This is a genomic window from [Eubacterium] eligens ATCC 27750, from assembly GCF_000146185.1.
In the GTDB taxonomy this organism is placed as follows: Bacteria; Bacillota; Clostridia; order Lachnospirales; family Lachnospiraceae; genus Lachnospira; species Lachnospira eligens.
Genome location: NC_012778.1, coordinates 456,267 through 473,384 on the forward strand (window position 1 = coordinate 456,267; position 17,118 = coordinate 473,384).

Below are 17,118 nucleotides of genomic sequence, written 5' to 3' on the forward strand. Positions count from 1 at the left end.
AAAAGCTAGCTTTTCAGACGGAGGTGGCCGATTTTGCTTAGTACCGCTGCGAGCGAAATCTGAATCAAAGATTCAGATAGTAGCGAAAGCGTGTCTTGTGATGATTTATCCAATTTCTCCAGGCGTATATAACGACAACGAAAGGAGACGCACACATGGCTAATGTAATTAGTGATGAGACAATTGAGTATGTTGGTATCCTTGCCAAGCTTGAACTCTCTGATGAAGAGAAGGAAGCTGCCAAGAAGGATATGGCGAGCATGCTTGATTATATTGACAAGCTTGGAGAGCTTGATACTACAGGGGTAGAACCTATGTCACATGTGTTCCCTGTTAATAATGTAATGAGAGAAGACGTTGTTACTAATGGTGACGGAAGCGAGGCAACTCTTGCTAATGCACCTGAATGTAATGAATCAGGATTTATTGTACCTAAAACTGTTGAATCATAGAAAGGACGCATATGAGTTTATTAGATTATACAGCTGTTGAACTGGCTGCTAAGATTAAAGCGGGTGAGACAACAGCAACAGAGGCTATGGAAGCTGTTATTGCACAGATTGAAAAATCTGAAGATGAGCTTAACTGTTATGTCACATTTGACAAGGAAAAGGCTCTTGCAGCAGCAAAGAAAGCAGATGAGGATATCAAGGCAGGTAAGCTTACAGGACCTTTAGCCGGAGTACCATTTGCAATCAAAGATAATATGTGTACAGAGGGCATGCTTACTACATGCTCATCAAAGATACTTGGTAATTTCGTTCCAACTTACACAGCAGACGCTGTAGAAAGACTTCAGAATGCAGGAGCTGTAATTATCGGAAAGACTAACATGGATGAATTCGCGATGGGTTCTACAACTGAGACAAGTGCATTTGGTGCAACTAAGAATCCACGCAATCCTGAGCATGTACCTGGTGGTTCATCAGGTGGTTCAGCAGCAGCAGTAGCAGCTAATGAGTGTTTTGCAGCACTTGGTTCTGATACAGGTGGATCAATAAGACAGCCAGCTTCTTACTGTGGTGTTGTAGGCTTAAAGCCAACTTATGGAACAGTTTCACGTTACGGACTTATCGCTTATGGTTCATCATTAGACCAGATTGGACCTTTATGTAAGGATGTAACTGACTGTGCAACTATCATGGAAGCTATCGCAGGCAAGGACGATAAGGATTCAACATCTATCGGAAGGGATGATTATTCATTTACAAATGCATTAGTTGATGATGTTAAGGGAATGAAAATCGGTATTCCAAGAGATTATTTTGGAGAAGGTCTTGACCCAGAGGTTAAGGAAGCTGTTCTTAACGCTGCCAAAGTTCTTGAGAGCAAGGGCGCAATCGTTGAAGAGTTTGATTTAAGCCTTGTTGAGTACGCAATTCCTACTTATTATACAATCGCAGCAGCAGAAGCAAGCTCTAACCTTGAAAGATTCGATGGTGTTAAATATGGATACAGAACTAAAGAATACGAAGGACTCCACAACATGTACAAGAAGACACGTTCAGAGGGCTTTGGACCAGAGGTTAAGAGAAGAATTATGCTCGGTTCTTTCGTATTAAGTTCAGGATATTATGACGCTTATTATCTTAAGGCATTAAGAGTTAAGGCTCTTATTAAGAAAGCATTTGATGAAGCATTTGCAAAATACGATGTAATTCTTGGACCTGTTGCACCTACAACAGCACCAAAGCTTGGTTCATCACTTTCTGACCCTATTAAAATGTATCTTGGAGATATCTATACTATTTCTGTAAATCTTGCCGGACTTCCGGGACTTTCTGTTCCATGCGGTAAGGACAAGAATGGTCTTCCAATCGGCTTACAGCTTATTGGCGACTGCTTTAAAGAGAATAATATTATCCGTGCGGGCTACGCTTATGAGCAGGCACGAGGAAGATTTGAATAGGAGGGAGGCATAAGTATGAAAGATTATGAAGTTGTAATCGGACTTGAAGTCCATGTTGAATTAGCTACTAAGACAAAGATTTTCTGCGGATGCTCAACTGAGTTTGGTGGAGCACCTAACTCACATACTTGCCCTGTGTGTACAGGTATGCCGGGTTCTCTTCCTGTTCTTAATAAGAAGGTTGTTGAATATGCAGCAGCAGTAGGACTTGCAACTAACTGTACAATTACACAGGACTGCAAGTTTGACAGAAAGAATTATTTCTATCCTGATAATCCACAGAATTATCAGATTTCACAGCTTTATCTTCCAATCTGCCGTAACGGACATGTTGATGTTACATTATCAGATGGAACAGAAAAGACAATAAGAATCCACGAGATTCATATGGAAGAGGATGCAGGAAAGCTTGTTCATGATGAGTGGGAAGGTGTGTCATATGTAGATTATAACCGTTCAGGTGTGCCACTTATCGAAATTGTTTCTGAACCGGATATGCGTTCAGCAGAAGAAGTTATTGCTTACCTTACTAAGTTAAGAACAACAATCCAGTATCTTGGTGCTTCTGACTGCAAGCTTCAGGAAGGTTCTATGAGAGCAGATGTCAACCTCTCTGTAAGAGAGCGTGGTTCAAACGAGTTCGGAACAAGAACAGAAACTAAGAACCTCAATTCATTTGCAGCGATTGAAAGAGCAATTAAGGCCGAGACAGCTAGACAGATTGACTTAATCGAAGCAGGCGAGAAGGTTGTGCAGGAAACAAGAAGATGGAATGATGACAAGGAATATTCATATGCTATGCGTTCAAAGGAAGATGCGCAGGATTACAGATATTTCCCAGATCCAGACCTTGTTCCAATTCACATCAGTGATGAGTATTTAGCAGAACTTAAGGCAAAACAGCCAGAGTTCAAGGACGAGAAGAAGGCACGTTATATTGAAGAATTCGGACTTCCTGAATATGATGCAGAGATTCTTACAGATTCTAAGAAGTTCACAGAAATCTTTGAGGAAGCTACAGCCATCTGCAATCAGCCAAAGAAGGTTTCCAACTGGATTATGGGCGAGACAATGCGACTCATGAAGGAAGAATCAGCTAAGACTGGAAGAGAATTCAGAGCCGAGGAATTAACATTTTCACCTGAAAGCCTTGCCAAGATTATTACTCTTGTTGAAAAGAAGGAAATCAACAATGCAGCAGCTAAAGAAATATTCGAGCATGTATTTGCTGAAAATGTTGATGTTGACGCATATGTTGAGGAACACGGATTAAAGCAGGTTAATGATGAAGGCGCGCTCAGAGCAACAGTCGAGAAGGTTATCGCTGATAATCCACAGTCAGTTGCTGATTATAAGGGCGGTAAGAAGCAGGCAATCGGTTATCTTGTAGGCCAGACTATGAAGGCAATGCAGGGAAAAGCTAATCCGGGAATGGTTAATGCTCTTTTACAGGAGCTTTTAAAGTAACACATGAACTTAAAACTAGAAGGAGATGTGGAATGAAAAAAGTTAATTTTGATGTAAAACTCCCAGCATTTGTGGAGAGAATAGTATATGTTGATAACTATGGTGCAAGACCATACTGTTACACTATTGAGGATGCATCAAGAAATGCGGATGCGATAAACAGGGCTATTAACTATATTTCAGAGAAGGGTGGCGGAACTGTTGTGATTCCTGATGGAATCTGGTTTACAGCACCAATTGAGATTAAGAGTGATGTTGAGTTAAGAATTGAGAAGAATGCAATACTTAAATTTTCTAAAGATATTGACCAGTATCCGCTTATTATCACTAACTATGAAGGTCAGGAATGTATAAGAGCCAAGTCACCTATTACAGCTGAAAATGCTATTAACATCGGTATAACAGGTGGCGGTGTTATTGATGGAAGTGGTGATATGTGGCGCCCTATAAAACAGTTTAAGATAACTGACAGACAGTGGGAAGCTCTTATGAAAAAGAGCCAGTATATAATTGATACTAAAGGGGGCGGCATATGGATGCCGACAGAAAGCTCATTTAAAGGTAATGAGCATAATATCCAGCTTGACGCTGAGAATGCACTTGAGAAAGCAAGCGAATATTATGATTTCTACAGACCTGTAATGGTAAGCCTTCGTCACTGTAAAAGAATTCTTCTTGATGGTGTAACATTTAAGAATTCACCAGCATGGAATATACACCCATTTTTCTGTAAGAATCTTACAGTAAGAAATGTTACGGTGAGCAATCCTTATTATGCGCAGAACGGTGATGGAATTGATGTTGAATCATGCAAGAAGGTTCATATACACAACTGTACATTTGAAACAGGTGATGATGCAATCTGCTTAAAGTCAGGCAAGAATGCCGTCGCAAGACAGATTGAGGGACCTTGTGAGGATGTATATATCCATGATTGTCTCGTTAATGAGGGACATGGCGGCTTCGTTATCGGAAGCGAGATGAGCCGTGGTATTAAAAATGTATTGGTAGAGAATTGTACTTTCCTTGGAACTGATGTCGGAGTCCGCATTAAGAGCGCACTTGGACGAGGTGGCGTTATCGAAAATATTAACATAAAGAATATTAATATGGTTGATATTAAGGAACAGGCAATTATTCTTACAATGTCATATGTGCTTAATTCTCTTAACAGAGATGAAGAAATTAACGGAATCGACAAAGACGACATTCCTTATTTTAAGAATATTAATTTTGAAGGAATTAACTGTCTTGGAGCAAAGGAAGCGGTTGTTATTGAACCGATAAAGGATATGCCTGAGACAATCACAGATATACACATTAAGGCTTCATCATTTGTTACAAGTGGTGAGAACCGTGTTGGATGTGACTGCCTTACAAGTGAACAGACAACTTATGAGATATTATAAAGAAATCCCGGCAGCACTGATATATGTGCTGCTGGGATTTATGCGTTGTGTCTTAATTTTTCTTTTCAATCTTAGCCTCATATTCATCAAAGATATAACCAAGAATCGGTGCCATACCGACAAACTCGCAGCCATAAAGATAATTGTCAGTGCCCTCAATCGGCTGACTTCTTATAATCTTGACAACACTGTAGAGAGTATCTGTTTCAGAGCCAAGATTAAGTGCAGCGTTAAAATAGAAGTTGATAGGCAGCATGCTTTTTGATTCAAATGCAATTCCGCCTTCAGATATATTGGTAACTGTAATAGGGGAATCAAGGTTCTTAATCTCTTTATTATCCTGATTAAACAGTGAGGATACATTAAGCCTTAAATCAGCTTTCATTCTTTTAAAACGTCTTTTTTCAATTCCATTAGCCATAATAAAATCTCCCATCTTAATATTATTATTCGAGTGAATAGTACACTTCTAAAAACTGACTATATTTATATTTTTAATAATACACTTTAATGAGGTAATGCGCAATGTATTATTGCAAAAGATAAAGTCTATTGATTTTGAATGGACGCTGGTATATAATATTTTTGTTTGTTTTTAAACCGCATAAACACTACGGTTTGATAACTTTTTAACTAATAATTATATTAAGAAGAAAAGGATGGATGAACTCATGGGAAAATGTGAATTACTCTATGAAGGAAAAGTAAGAGAAGTATATGATTGCGATGACAAGCTTGTTATGGTTGCTACAGACCGTATCTCAGCATTTGATCACATTTTAAAGAATAAGGTTACAGAAAAGGGAGCAATTCTTACACAGATGTCAAAGTTCTGGTTTGATTATACTAAGGACGTTGTTGCTAATCATATGGTTTCGGTTGATGTTAATGACATGCCAGAGTTCTTCCACAAAGATGAATATATTGGAAGAAGCATGCTTTGCAAGAAGCTTACAATGCTTCCTGTTGAGTGTATCGTAAGAGGATACATTACAGGTAGTGGCTGGGCAAGCTACAAGGAAAACGGAACAGTCTGTGGAATTAAGCTTCCAGAGGGACTTAAGGAATCAGAGAAGCTTCCTGAACCAATCTACACACCAAGTACTAAGGCTGAGATTGGCGACCATGATGAGAATATTTCATTTGAGAAGAGTATAGAAGTTCTTGAGAAGCAGTTCCCAGGTAAAGGTCTTGAGTATGCTACTAAGATTAAGGATGCAACTATCACTCTTTACAAGAAGTGTGCAGAGTACGCTTTAAGCAAGGGTATTATTATTGCAGATACTAAGTTTGAATTTGGTCTTGATGAGAATGGTGAGGTAGTTATCGGTGATGAGATGCTTACACCAGACAGCTCAAGATTCTGGCCATTAGAAGGATATGAGGCAGGAAAGAGCCAGCCATCATATGACAAGCAGTTTGTAAGAGACTGGTTAAAGGCTAATCCAGACAGTGATTATTTACTTCCAGATGATGTAATCGAGAAGACAGTTGAAAAGTACAAGGAAGCATATAAGCTTCTTACAGGCAAGGATTTTTCCCGCAAATAATCACAGTCGATAAGGAATGGAGAATTATGAATCAGATTGATATTAATGACAGCCACTATGCTGAAGATGAACTTCATGAGGAATGCGGAGTCTTTGGTGTATATGATTTCGATGGCAATGATGTTTCATCTACAATATATTATGGCCTTTTTGCCCTTCAGCACAGAGGACAGGAAAGCTGCGGTATAGCAGTCAGTGATACAGAAGGACCTAAGGGAAAGGTTCTTTCATATAAGGATATGGGACTTGTTAATGAAGTTTTTAATCCTGAAAAGCTTGAAAAGCTTAATGGTAATATAGGTGTCGGACATGTAAGATATTCAACAGCCGGAAGCAGCAGCCGTGAGAATGCACAGCCACTTGTTCTTAACTATGTTAAGGGAACTCTTGGTATGGCACATAACGGTAATCTTCTTAATGCGGTTGAACTGCGTGAGGAGCTTTCTTATACAGGAGCTATCTTCCAGACAACTATTGATTCGGAGGTTATTGCTTACTTAATCGCAAGAGAAAGACTTAATGTTCCTACTGTTGAGGGAGCTGTTTTAAATGCGATGAAGAAGATTAAGGGTGCTTATTCACTTATCGTAATGAGTCCTAGAAAGCTTATCGGAGCAAGAGACCCATTTGGTTTCAAGCCATTATGTATCGGTAAGAGAGATAATGCATATTTCTTATCATCAGAGACATGTGCACTCGATACTGTAGGTGCAGAGTTTGTAAGAGATGTTGAGCCGGGTGAAGTTGTTACTATCACTAAAGACGGAATCAAGTCTGATAAGTCACTCTGCCAGAAAAATACAGCAAGATGCATATTTGAATACATTTATTTTGCAAGACCAGACAGCAAGATTGACGGAATGGGCGTATATGAGTCAAGAATTAATGCAGGTAGAATCTTAGCAAAGACTCATCCTGTAGAAGCTGATATTGTTGTAGGTGTTCCAGAATCAGGTAATCCTGCAGCACTTGGTTTCTCAATGGAATCAGGAATTCCTTATGGTAATGCATTTATCAAGAATAACTACGTTGGACGAACATTCATCAAGCCTAAGCAGGAACAGAGAGAGTCAAGTGTTAAGGTTAAGCTGAATGTACTTAAGGAAGCAGTTGCAGGCAAGAGAGTTGTCATGATTGATGACTCAATTGTACGAGGAACAACAAGTGCGAGAATTGTAAGTCTTCTTAAGGCAGCAGGTGCTAAGGAAGTTCATGTAAGAATAAGTTCACCAGCGTTCCTTCACCCATGTTATTTTGGAACAGATATTCCTTCAGAAGACCAGCTTATCGCATCAGGCCATTCTGTAGATGAAATCTGTGAAATTATCGGTGCAGATTCATTAGGCTATCTTGAGGTTGACAAGTTAAGTGAGATGATATGTGGACAGACAGGTTACTGTGATGCTTGCTTTACAGGCAATTATCCAATTGAGCCGCCTAAGATTGATATCCGCGGCGAGATGGGCTGATTTGGTAGGCATTTTTAAGCAGAATAATAGAATATATGACACAAGATGCCTACTAAAAGCATGGAATATGTTATTTAGTAGGCATTTTTAGTAAAAATATAGCGCTATTATAATAGTCACGAGCAAAATTTATCTACTAAATTGCTGAATATGCGACTATTTATAGGTATCATGACAATAATTACAAGAAAAAGGGGAACAGGATGAGTTATTTTCCGTTTTTTAGAGAAATAGAAGGGGAGAAATGCCTTGTTATCGGTGGCGGTAAGGTGGCAGCAAGAAAGATAAGCAGGCTGAAGGGATTTGGCGTGAAGATTAAAGTTGTTGCACCGTCTATAGTTTCTGACATAGAGGCAGTGGCGCAGGCTTGCGATAATATAAGTGTTGAAAGAAGAATATTCACACCACAAGATATTGAAAATGTGGATTTTGTTATCGCGGCGGCTGGTGAAGAAGTGGATAAAGAAGCTACAAGATTGTGCAAAGAAAAGGCAATTCCTGTAAATGTTGTGGATAACCAGGAGTTATGTGATTTTATATTCCCTTCAATTGTGCAGAAGGGTGATATGGTTGCAGGCTTTGTTACAGGTGGGAAGAGTCCGCATGTTGCAGCTAAGTTAAGAAGAGATTTTGAAGCAAATGTATCTGATAATATAGAGAGCATATTAGATTATCTTTCAGAGGTCAGGACACTTGCCAAAGAAAAGATAGATGATGACAGAAAAAGAGCAGCATTTATAAGAGAAGTTTCTGAATTCTGCATGAAAGCAGACAGAGTGTGCAGCAACAAGGAAGAAAATGCATTTTTACAGAAATATCTTGATAACAGGAGTGAGACAGTGCTTCCGGGGGCAGCACTTGTTGGAGCAGGATGCGGCTCATATGAACTCATCACAATAAAAGGTCTTAATGAGATAAGACGGGCAGAGGTTATAGTGTATGATGATTTGATTGATGAGCATCTGCTGGAATTTGCACCGGAGAGCTGTGAGCTTATATACGCCGGAAAGAGGAGTGGCAGACATTCCAAGGCACAGGAGGAGATTAATGAGCTTCTTGTAGAAAAAGCTCTTGAAGGCAGATATGTTGTGAGACTAAAAGGTGGTGACCCTTATGTGTTCGGCAGGGGCGGAGAGGAAGCACTTGCACTTAAAGAACATGGAATACCAGTGCATGAAGTTCCGGGGGTTACATCAGGTATCGGTCTGTGTGGAATGGCAGGAATTCCGGTGACACACAGGGGTGCAAGCCGTGGATTTCATGTGATTACCGGACATACGGCAGATAATCTGTCACCAGAGGTTGAGGAAATCAGGTGGAAATCATATGCGAAGCTTGATGAAACATTTGTATTTCTTATGGGTTTAAAGAGTATAGACATGATTACGGAAAAGCTGATGAGATATGGAAAGTTGTCAGATACGCCGGTTGCGGTAATTCACGGTGAGAATACAGATGGTACATATGTAAAGCTTGTCGGAACACTTTCGGATATTGCAGCAAAGGTGAAAGAAGTAGACTTCCCATCACCAGCTATTATAGTTGTTGGCGAGGTTGCGTCACTGGAATTGACGGATTAGCAGAAACTTAAGATGCGCTGAAAAGCAGCGCAGGAATAGAGGTTAACATGGATAAAGACAGACTTGACAGACAGATAGAGTTTATAAGAGAGATTGATAAGGAAAAGAGCATTGGCAGACAGACGTATCTGGCGGATGCGTCAAGAAAGGAAGATGACGCTGAGCATGCATGGCATATGGCAATTATGACTGTGCTGTTGTCTGAATATGCCAACGAAAAGATTGATGTGCTCCGCACAATGACAATGCTTCTTATACATGACCTTGTAGAGATAGATGCAGGCGATACATATGCTTACGATGAGAATGCTAAGAAGACACAGCGTGAAAGAGAGTTAAAATGTGCTGACAGAATATTCAGTATTCTTCCAGAAGACCAGGGGAAATATATGCGTGAATTGTGGGAGGAATTCGAGGCACAGGAAACACCAGAAGCAAAGTTTGCAAGAACTATGGATAACTTCCAGCCTGTAATTTTAAATGATGCTTCAAAAGGAAAAAGCTGGGCAGAAAAGGGTGTGCATCTTAGCCAGATATTAAAAAGAAATGCACGAACAGGAGAAGGCTCAGAAGAACTCTGGAAATATTCGTATGAAAAATTTATAATGCCTAATGTGAAAAAAGGGAATATTAAAGAGGATTAAAATAGTAGAAATTCGAGTTAAGGGGGTAAAATTTACAAAAAAGTAAAAAAATACCCCCTTAACTTAAAAAAACATTTCTTTTGCTATAATAAAAATATAAAACGGAAATTTTCCGAAAACAATATTTTATGATAATCCAGACGATAAGAGAACATATATTAAGAGTGTTATAGGAGAAATATTAGAAAAGGATATTAAGCACAGGGTAAAGATACGTAATGTTTCAGTTTTTGAAAAAGTGCAGACATATCTTATTAACAACTTTGGCTCAACAACTAGTTTGAAGAGTATCTTGAAAGAACTTCATAAATCTGGAATGGACATAAAGAGAGAAACTTTGAACCGTTATATTAATATATTAATGGATGCAAAAATAATATACGAATGTAAGAGGTTTGATTTAAAATCCATAAATGGTGAGCAGAAGTATTATTTATCAGATATGGGTTTCTATTTTGCAACAAATACTGATAACAGAATTAATTATGGACCAGCCCTTGAAAATGTTGTTTTTAACTATGCAAAATCAAAGGGGTATGATATCAGTATTGGAAGAATAGGAAAGTTAGAATGTGATTTTATTATGAGAGATAATATGAACAACTATGGTTATGTTCAGGTGACGATGACAACAATGTTAAACAGAGAAACAGAGGATCGAGAGTATGCTCCATTAGAGATGATTAAAGATAACTATCCTAAATATGTGCTTACAAGAAATGATATGATACAAAAAAGAAATGGAATCATTCATGAAAATATACCGCAGTTTATGGCATCTGGAAAGCTTTTCTAAGGATGCTCCAGCATAACCACAACGCGGAATTCCTGCTTTTCCTCCGAGTAAACATAATTGAGCAGACCATTATATTTATCTGCAATGCGCTTTACACTTTTAAGACCATAACCGTGAAAACCAGTGTCCTGTTTTCTGGAATGAAGTTTTCCGTCATGGCCTAAAGGAGATGATTTGCATGAGTTAGCAATGCTTATAAGGTCAGCGTTGCCGCCTCTGATAAGAGAAACATTACAATCTATATATGGTTCATCACATGATAGGGATGCATCAATGGCGTTATCAAGAAGATTGCAGAATATGGAAGTGAAATCCTGTGCGGGAAGATATTCAAGGGTGTTGGCGCGTATGTCTGCCTCAAAGCTTATACCTGAATTACTACATTGTTCGGCATATCTTGAGATAATTACATTCAGTATATCAATTTTGCAATATCTTTTGGATTTTCTTAGTGCATCACTTCCCAGAATGTTATTGATATATCCGGTTATTTCGTCAATATGTTTTCCATCATTCAGCTGGCTGATAGTATTAAGGTGGTTCTTAATATCGTGAATAAGAATGTGCTGTTTCTCATTAACTTCCTGAACATAATTATAATAATGTTCAGTGTCAGTCTCTTTCTGTAATTCAATCTGCAATCTGGCATATTCAACATTTTTCTGGCTGATATCCTGCTGCAGATAGAAAGTCAGGATATTGATTGAGAGCAGCAGAACCAGACATATGAATACAATAACAGAGTCAGAGCCAGACAGTTTACCGTTGAGACATATATAGCCAAGAGAAACGGTAATGATAGAGGACATAACAGGTATCAGATACAGCATAAGGGTGCTTTTGCGTATAGAAGCATTATTGACTGTATTTTTAGAGAAAATTCTGGTTACTAACTGTGAAATACATAAATAGACAGATTTGCTTAATATAACAAATGTAAATGCCGAACTATGTATGTTTCCATCACGGAATGCATATATCGTTATGTCAGGAATAGCTGCGGCAATAAGTCCTTCTGATAATGCCATAAGAATTGTCAGGGCAAGGGCATGAAACAGTGCCCAAACCGGTTTTGAATCATAATTAAGCACGATGCAGCACAGATAGACAATGAATGAGCAAAATGCATTGAGTGCCGCATTAGTGAGAATTGCTACAGGTATAAGCAGACTGAACATGCCAATAGTGATTAAAAGAGATAAAAATGTGTTCTTTCGTGAAGTAAATATCCGGTTGCAGTATAGCCATAGAATAATGGCTTCTATAAGATATACAAATAAATAGTACAATATTAAATTCATAAATCCCCCTCTGATTAATAAACTAGCGCAATGTTGTAAGAAATGCTGAATAGGTATTAAAAAAATCATTATACTTGCGCAAGGCAATATCAGCGTAAAGATGATTTTCCATATATATTCTGCTGTTATTATAAGACATAATATAATTCATATTCACTATATAACATCGATGGCTCTGATAAAAGCTCCCAGACGGAAGCATTGATTTAATGCTGGCGAGAGTCTGGGTGGTTGTATATGTATCTGAAACCGTGTGGATAGTAAGATTGCGGCAGTGAGGATTAACCTCCACCATAATGATATCCTTTGCTGATAATACATATGTTTTGCCTTTACATTTTACAATAATCCTGCCGCCAATAGAATTGAATTCAGATATGGCGTCTTCAAGGTTACGCATAAAACGTTTACTTTCAACAGGCTTTGAAATATAACGGAATACATGAAAGCGCATGGCTTCGTCAAGATATTCCGGAAAGGAAGTTATAATAATTATTATTGCTGCCGGATAAGATTTAACAAGCGAATTACCAACGGCAATGCCATCTATGCCAGACATCTGGATATCTAAATATACAATATCGGGTTTGATATCTGAAGCCAGAATGTCTTCACCAGAGTGAAATATGTAAATATCAGGTCTTTTCAGTTTATGTTCAATATAATAACTTTCGCACAGAGTTTTAATCTGCTCGCATATCAAATTGTCATCATCACATATAAATATATTCATTATCCAATCTCCATAAAATAAAACTATTGTTATTATAACCGATGAGAATATTAAAATAAATGTTATTTTAAACACGAAAAGTGTCATTTCACGCAATTGGTATTGAATTAATAAAATAGATGTGGTATTAAAGGCTTATATAAAGCGTTGTACACATATGCGCATGGGTATGGGAGAAGACCAGCTCATGTATATAGATAAGAGAGAAATTGAAAAAGCCGAAGAATGGAAAAATATTTTTAGTGAGCCAGTTCATTTACTAGGGAGATGATATTAAATGAAGAGAAGAGGCATTAGGTATGTGATTCCAATTATATTTATTGCAGTATTGGTGGGAGCAATGGTGACATATGTTCTACTCCATAAGAATACAGAAGCAGAGAAGGGCTTAGATTATGCAAGTCTTATCGGGGTAACAGGAGACAGTGATTTTCAGAATTACTGGGATACAGATGGATGGTATGATCTGGCTGCAGTTGAAGATGGATATTATTACATGAATTTTGAACAGAAGTTGTTGTTTTTGAATCTGGAGACAAATGATGTTATACCTGTGTGTGCAAAACCTGAGTGTGATCATAAATCTTCAAGTTGTAATGCTTTTTTTGGAAATGGAGCGGCATTGAGGAGTATATATTATTATAGAGGATATATATATTATTTTGGACTTTCTAATGGCATGGCACAGTTATGCCGCATGGATAAGAGTGGCACAACAAGAGAAGTTATAGGTGAACTTATACCTAATGATGGGGTTGACTCGATTCGAGCTGTTTTTCAGGGGGAATACGCTTTTATATATGATGGGAGTGGCCTTGCTGATGAGCAAGAGACTACAAAGAGCATAATAGAAGTATCTCTGACATCAGGAGACAAGAAAATTGTATATGAAGTTACTGGAAAAGGGATATCAATAACTAATGTTAAATGTTTTGGTGATAAAATATTTTTTACTGTGAGGAAAGCCGATTCCATATCAGATAAAGCCATAAGTGTGCATAGCAGAGGTTTGTTTAGCTATTCGTGCAGCAATGATGAGATAGAAGAAGTGAGTGGACAGAATATTAATGATTATTATGTTGTGGATGGAACAATGTATTACTTTGTTACGGGAGAGGGGCTTTACAAGATAGATATTGGAAGTGATATATCACAAAAAATATGGGAGTCAACAGAACAATGTGATATGTGTAGTGTATCTTCAGATGGAGAATACATTTATCTTAATAATCATAAGTACTGTTATTATATGTGGGAATTATATGGCTTTTCAGAAAACAGATATATAGTTATTGATAAAGGTGGAAATGTTATTAATGAGATATTGTGTCCTGATGCATTGGCGTTATATTTTGGGGATGACAGGTATTTATTTTATAAAAGTATGAACGATGCAGAAGGTCTTATGTATATGAAAAAAGATGATATAGAGACTGGTGGAGATTGGAAGCAGGTGTTTGAATGACAAAGTATATAAGGCTGTTTAAGAAAGGAATGTATAGATTTTGTATGATGTTTCTTCTTATATTGATATCATCAGGATGCAATGTAAAGGAAATAGAAACACAGACACAAACAGAGACTAATAACCAATATGCAGTACAAGAACCAGAAATGACAGTTATAGATGGAATAAATTATATAACGGAGCAAGGCATTAAGTTAAAGGTGACATACCCAATAATATCTAAAGATATCGCCGATGGTAATTTGGTTGGAACATATATGGTAAATCCAGTAAAATTAGGCAATGGATTGGGAGAAAAGGATGAAATGGCGTATATTGTTGCCGGTATTATAGAGTGGCCATCATTATATAATGATGAAAATATAGAGAAATTAGAGTATACGGCATATAATGCATCCTGCATATTTGATTACAGTGATATGAGTGAGAATAAATATACAAAAAAACAGATGGATATAAAAGGCGAAACAAAAACAATATATGGAAATGATGAAAATAAGTTAAAGTTAATAATTATAAATGAACTCCCAACATCTGATAAAGCAGCTTATAGTTATATGCAGCCTGAGTATGTTGAGATAAAGAGTGTTATTGACGATATCAATAAAATGATTGTAGGAGTCCATGTTTATTATATGGATGGGAGCGAAGATTCTGATTATTATAGAGTAGAAAGTATATCTAAGAGTGATATAAGCAGGATACAAATATACAGGTTATGATTGGCATATAGGGGGAAATATGCAGGAATTAAAACGTATCATCAATTATAAACGGATTATATTGTTGTTAATTGCTGCAACAGTTAATGTTGTATTCTTTTTGTATGACAATAAGCCGGTAATGGATGAAGATATAATCAACAAAGAAAATGTTGCTCATGAGACATATATTAAGAATTATCACGAAGAAGTGAATGCAATAATTGATAATGCTGATAAACTTAAGAAATATAGTATTTTTAATAAAGCTGGAAGTTTTTCGTATGCGAATATATTGCAGACGGCAAGGGATTTTGAACGGGTAAAGAACGTTATTTTACCAGAGGATGAGTATAAAGGGGTGCAGGCATATACAACTTATTATTATCAATATTTCTTTACTATGCTTGTAATGATGTTTGTTATATACGATATGTTTGCACAGCGGGATAATGGCATGTGGAGCATAACATATAGCTGCGCTAATGGAAGAATCATGTATGCGATAAAGCAGACGGGAGTTATTGTTGTTACAGGAGCTTTTACACATACTCTGATATACTGGTCTACGTTTATTGCGGCAATGCTGCAAAGAGGAGGCGTCAGGGACTTAGTAAATCCAGTGCAGACAATTGAGACATTTGATAAATTTACATATCCGTGGAGCAAAATAAAGTATGTGACGGTGCTATATCTGATATCAATGGTGTGTATAGTTGCCCTATGCATTACTATATGGGGTGTTTTTGTTATGTTCCGTAATCGTGTCTATGCACTGGTTACAATGCTTATATTTGCGGCTGTGGAGCAGTTTATATATTCTCATATAGACATACATAGCGTGTGGAATGGTCTGCATTATATTAATATTATTAATATAATTAATATAAATGCTACATTTTCATCATATAGAAACTGGGGTGTGGGAACTTATGTATTTCCTGTATTTTCAGTGGTGCTGTTCGTGCATATTATATGTGCAGGTGTAATAGGTTATATTGCTATAAATGTGTCTGCTTCAATGAAACCATACAAAAATACAACATTTATAAAACGGTTTACAGATTGTGTATCAGCTGGCTGTCAGAAAATTCTTGCAAGGATTCCGTTTCTATTTAAGGAAATACATAAATTTATATTTACTTCTCATTGTGGCTGGGTTGTTGTGGTAATGCTGACAGTTACAGCGTATGTATGCCAGACAGGCCAGTATCACTATACAGATGACAATAAGTATATGGATAGTGAATACATGTTACATGGAGGGAAAGATTATACATATTTTCAGGATTATCTTGATAATCTATACCAGCAGAGAGATGAGCTGCAAGCTGACATAGATGATTATGGAGATATATTGACAAGAGATGAAAGCGTTGATATTGGTAGTTATGTTAATCTGAAAACAAAACAACAGCAGATACTAAAGCTGATAGAAAGTCGTAGGGAATACGCGGACAAGATTGAATATATCGGACATATGGATGAAACATTTAATATAAGAGCATGGATGATATCGGACAGAGGATATGAAGTGATATTGGGCAAGAAAGGACTGTATCGCAGAATAATGGTAAATCTTGCACTGATATGCGGTTTTATACTTATGTCAGCAGATGCAGGAAGACTTGAAAGAGTCAGCGGCATGATACTTTTTGAACATAGTACAGCATTGGGACGTAATAAGATGAGATGCAATAAATATTTGTCGTGCATAACAATTACAATAATAATGACTGTTATTATATGTGGAATGGAATTCTTATGGATGAGACATATATATGGGATACCTTACATGAATGCGCCGGTCGTGAGTCTTACATTTATGGGGAATAAACTTGGAATGGGACTATATGCATCTGGAATTCTTAAGTGGATGCTGTTACATATGACAATATGGCAGTATATGCTTATGCAATTTATCATGAGGCTTGTAATATGTCTTATATTAAGTGTTGGCATAATGAAAATAACAAGAAGCATTAAGAATATAAAATAAAGGCATAAATTGCAAACGCAGTTCTGCTATGATATACTTAATCTGTATATAGCCCTGCGATGGCTGAATAATGAATTTTTGATATATGAAAG

At 37.2% G+C, this 17,118-nt stretch carries 15 protein-coding genes; 12 read left to right on the forward strand and 3 right to left on the reverse strand.

The window, feature by feature from the left end:
- Nucleotides 1-155 precede the first annotated feature (155 nt).
- From gatC to EUBELI_RS02165, 4 genes are read left to right on the forward strand one after another with little or no spacing between them, the layout of a single operon-like run.
- A complete protein-coding gene (gene gatC, locus EUBELI_RS02150) occupies nt 156-452 on the forward strand; it encodes an Asp-tRNA(Asn)/Glu-tRNA(Gln) amidotransferase subunit GatC (protein WP_012738698.1) in 297 nt (98 codons plus the stop codon).
- An 11-nt stretch (nt 453-463) separates the two neighbouring features.
- A complete protein-coding gene (gatA, locus tag EUBELI_RS02155; RefSeq protein ID WP_012738699.1) occupies nt 464-1,909 on the forward strand; it encodes an Asp-tRNA(Asn)/Glu-tRNA(Gln) amidotransferase subunit GatA in 1,446 nt (481 codons plus the stop codon).
- A gap of 15 nt (nt 1,910-1,924) precedes the next feature.
- Nucleotides 1,925-3,376 (forward strand): Asp-tRNA(Asn)/Glu-tRNA(Gln) amidotransferase subunit GatB, encoded by a 1,452-nt coding sequence (gatB, locus tag EUBELI_RS02160; protein WP_012738700.1) that lies wholly within the window; start codon nt 1,925-1,927, stop codon nt 3,374-3,376.
- A 32-nt stretch (nt 3,377-3,408) separates the two neighbouring features.
- Nucleotides 3,409-4,785, forward strand: a complete 1,377-nt coding sequence (locus EUBELI_RS02165; RefSeq protein WP_012738701.1) for a glycoside hydrolase family 28 protein — start codon at nt 3,409-3,411, stop codon at nt 4,783-4,785.
- Nucleotides 4,786-4,837: 52 nt separating this feature from the next.
- Here the strand turns inward: EUBELI_RS02165 and EUBELI_RS02170 are convergent, their stop codons facing one another.
- Nucleotides 4,838-5,206: a PilZ domain-containing protein gene (locus tag EUBELI_RS02170; protein WP_148231330.1), complete on the reverse strand. Its 369-nt coding sequence runs from the start codon at nt 5,204-5,206 to the stop codon at nt 4,838-4,840.
- 238 nt (nt 5,207-5,444) lie between these two features.
- Here EUBELI_RS02170 and EUBELI_RS02175 point away from each other — a divergent pair, with 238 nt between their 5' ends.
- The 5 genes from EUBELI_RS02175 (at nt 5,445) to EUBELI_RS02195 (ending at nt 10,824) form a co-directional block, all read left to right on the forward strand.
- The gene (locus tag EUBELI_RS02175; protein WP_012738703.1) at nt 5,445-6,335 is read left to right on the forward strand and encodes a phosphoribosylaminoimidazolesuccinocarboxamide synthase; all 891 of its coding nucleotides are present in this window, start codon (nt 5,445-5,447) and stop codon (nt 6,333-6,335) included.
- A gap of 26 nt (nt 6,336-6,361) precedes the next feature.
- Nucleotides 6,362-7,804 (forward strand): amidophosphoribosyltransferase, encoded by a 1,443-nt coding sequence (gene purF, locus EUBELI_RS02180; RefSeq protein ID WP_012738704.1) that lies wholly within the window; start codon nt 6,362-6,364, stop codon nt 7,802-7,804.
- A gap of 203 nt (nt 7,805-8,007) precedes the next feature.
- Entirely contained in the window at nt 8,008-9,384 is a 1,377-nt protein-coding gene (cobA, locus tag EUBELI_RS02185) for a uroporphyrinogen-III C-methyltransferase (protein ID WP_012738705.1), read from the forward strand.
- A 47-nt stretch (nt 9,385-9,431) separates the two neighbouring features.
- Nucleotides 9,432-10,028 (forward strand): HD domain-containing protein, encoded by a 597-nt coding sequence (locus EUBELI_RS02190; protein ID WP_012738706.1) that lies wholly within the window; start codon nt 9,432-9,434, stop codon nt 10,026-10,028.
- 193 nt (nt 10,029-10,221) lie between these two features.
- Nucleotides 10,222-10,824, forward strand: a complete 603-nt coding sequence (locus EUBELI_RS02195; protein WP_408606595.1) for a DUF4143 domain-containing protein — start codon at nt 10,222-10,224, stop codon at nt 10,822-10,824.
- Here EUBELI_RS02195 and EUBELI_RS02200 read toward each other — a convergent pair.
- Together EUBELI_RS02200 and EUBELI_RS02205 are read right to left on the reverse strand one after the other, a co-directional pair.
- Nucleotides 10,821-12,125, reverse strand: a complete 1,305-nt coding sequence (locus tag EUBELI_RS02200; RefSeq protein WP_041687925.1) for a sensor histidine kinase — start codon at nt 12,123-12,125, stop codon at nt 10,821-10,823. The genes EUBELI_RS02195 and EUBELI_RS02200 overlap by 4 nt on opposite strands.
- A gap of 22 nt (nt 12,126-12,147) precedes the next feature.
- On the reverse strand, nt 12,148-12,858 hold the full coding sequence (locus EUBELI_RS02205) for a LytR/AlgR family response regulator transcription factor (protein WP_041687927.1): 711 nt from the start codon (nt 12,856-12,858) through the stop codon (nt 12,148-12,150).
- 277 nt (nt 12,859-13,135) lie between these two features.
- Between EUBELI_RS02205 and EUBELI_RS02210 the strand changes: the two genes are divergently transcribed.
- From EUBELI_RS02210 to EUBELI_RS02220, 3 genes are read left to right on the forward strand one after another with little or no spacing between them, the layout of a single operon-like run.
- Nucleotides 13,136-14,323 carry a hypothetical protein gene (locus EUBELI_RS02210; RefSeq protein ID WP_012738710.1) on the forward strand — a complete coding sequence of 396 codons (1,188 nt, stop codon included), beginning with the start codon at nt 13,136-13,138 and terminating at the stop codon, nt 14,321-14,323.
- Entirely contained in the window at nt 14,320-15,048 is a 729-nt protein-coding gene (locus tag EUBELI_RS02215; protein ID WP_012738711.1) for a hypothetical protein, read from the forward strand. The genes EUBELI_RS02210 and EUBELI_RS02215 overlap by 4 nt, the downstream gene beginning before the upstream one ends.
- 19 nt (nt 15,049-15,067) lie before the next feature.
- Nucleotides 15,068-17,026, forward strand: coding sequence for a hypothetical protein (locus EUBELI_RS02220; protein ID WP_012738712.1), 1,959 nt, complete (start codon nt 15,068-15,070; stop codon nt 17,024-17,026).
- Nucleotides 17,027-17,118 lie beyond the last annotated feature (92 nt).

What these genes read in the sequence shown, in the direction of transcription:
- EUBELI_RS02215 (WP_012738711.1), top strand. Translation starts at nt 14,320, where the DNA reads ATGACAAAGTATATAAGGCTGTTTAAGAAAGGAATGTATAGATTTTGT.
- EUBELI_RS02205 (WP_041687927.1), bottom strand. Translation starts at nt 12,858, where the DNA reads ATGAATATATTTATATGTGATGATGACAATTTGATATGCGAGCAGATT.
- EUBELI_RS02220 (WP_012738712.1), top strand. Translation starts at nt 15,068, where the DNA reads ATGCAGGAATTAAAACGTATCATCAATTATAAACGGATTATATTGTTG.
- EUBELI_RS02175 (WP_012738703.1), top strand. Translation starts at nt 5,445, where the DNA reads ATGGATGAACTCATGGGAAAATGTGAATTACTCTATGAAGGAAAAGTA.
- EUBELI_RS02210 (WP_012738710.1), top strand. Translation starts at nt 13,136, where the DNA reads ATGAAGAGAAGAGGCATTAGGTATGTGATTCCAATTATATTTATTGCA.
- gatA (WP_012738699.1), top strand. Translation starts at nt 464, where the DNA reads ATGAGTTTATTAGATTATACAGCTGTTGAACTGGCTGCTAAGATTAAA.
- gatB (WP_012738700.1), top strand. Translation starts at nt 1,925, where the DNA reads ATGAAAGATTATGAAGTTGTAATCGGACTTGAAGTCCATGTTGAATTA.
- EUBELI_RS02170 (WP_148231330.1), bottom strand. Translation starts at nt 5,206, where the DNA reads ATGGCTAATGGAATTGAAAAAAGACGTTTTAAAAGAATGAAAGCTGAT.
- gatC (WP_012738698.1), top strand. Translation starts at nt 156, where the DNA reads ATGGCTAATGTAATTAGTGATGAGACAATTGAGTATGTTGGTATCCTT.
- EUBELI_RS02165 (WP_012738701.1), top strand. Translation starts at nt 3,409, where the DNA reads ATGAAAAAAGTTAATTTTGATGTAAAACTCCCAGCATTTGTGGAGAGA.
- cobA (WP_012738705.1), top strand. Translation starts at nt 8,008, where the DNA reads ATGAGTTATTTTCCGTTTTTTAGAGAAATAGAAGGGGAGAAATGCCTT.
- EUBELI_RS02190 (WP_012738706.1), top strand. Translation starts at nt 9,432, where the DNA reads ATGGATAAAGACAGACTTGACAGACAGATAGAGTTTATAAGAGAGATT.
- purF (WP_012738704.1), top strand. Translation starts at nt 6,362, where the DNA reads ATGAATCAGATTGATATTAATGACAGCCACTATGCTGAAGATGAACTT.
- EUBELI_RS02200 (WP_041687925.1), bottom strand. Translation starts at nt 12,125, where the DNA reads ATGAATTTAATATTGTACTATTTATTTGTATATCTTATAGAAGCCATT.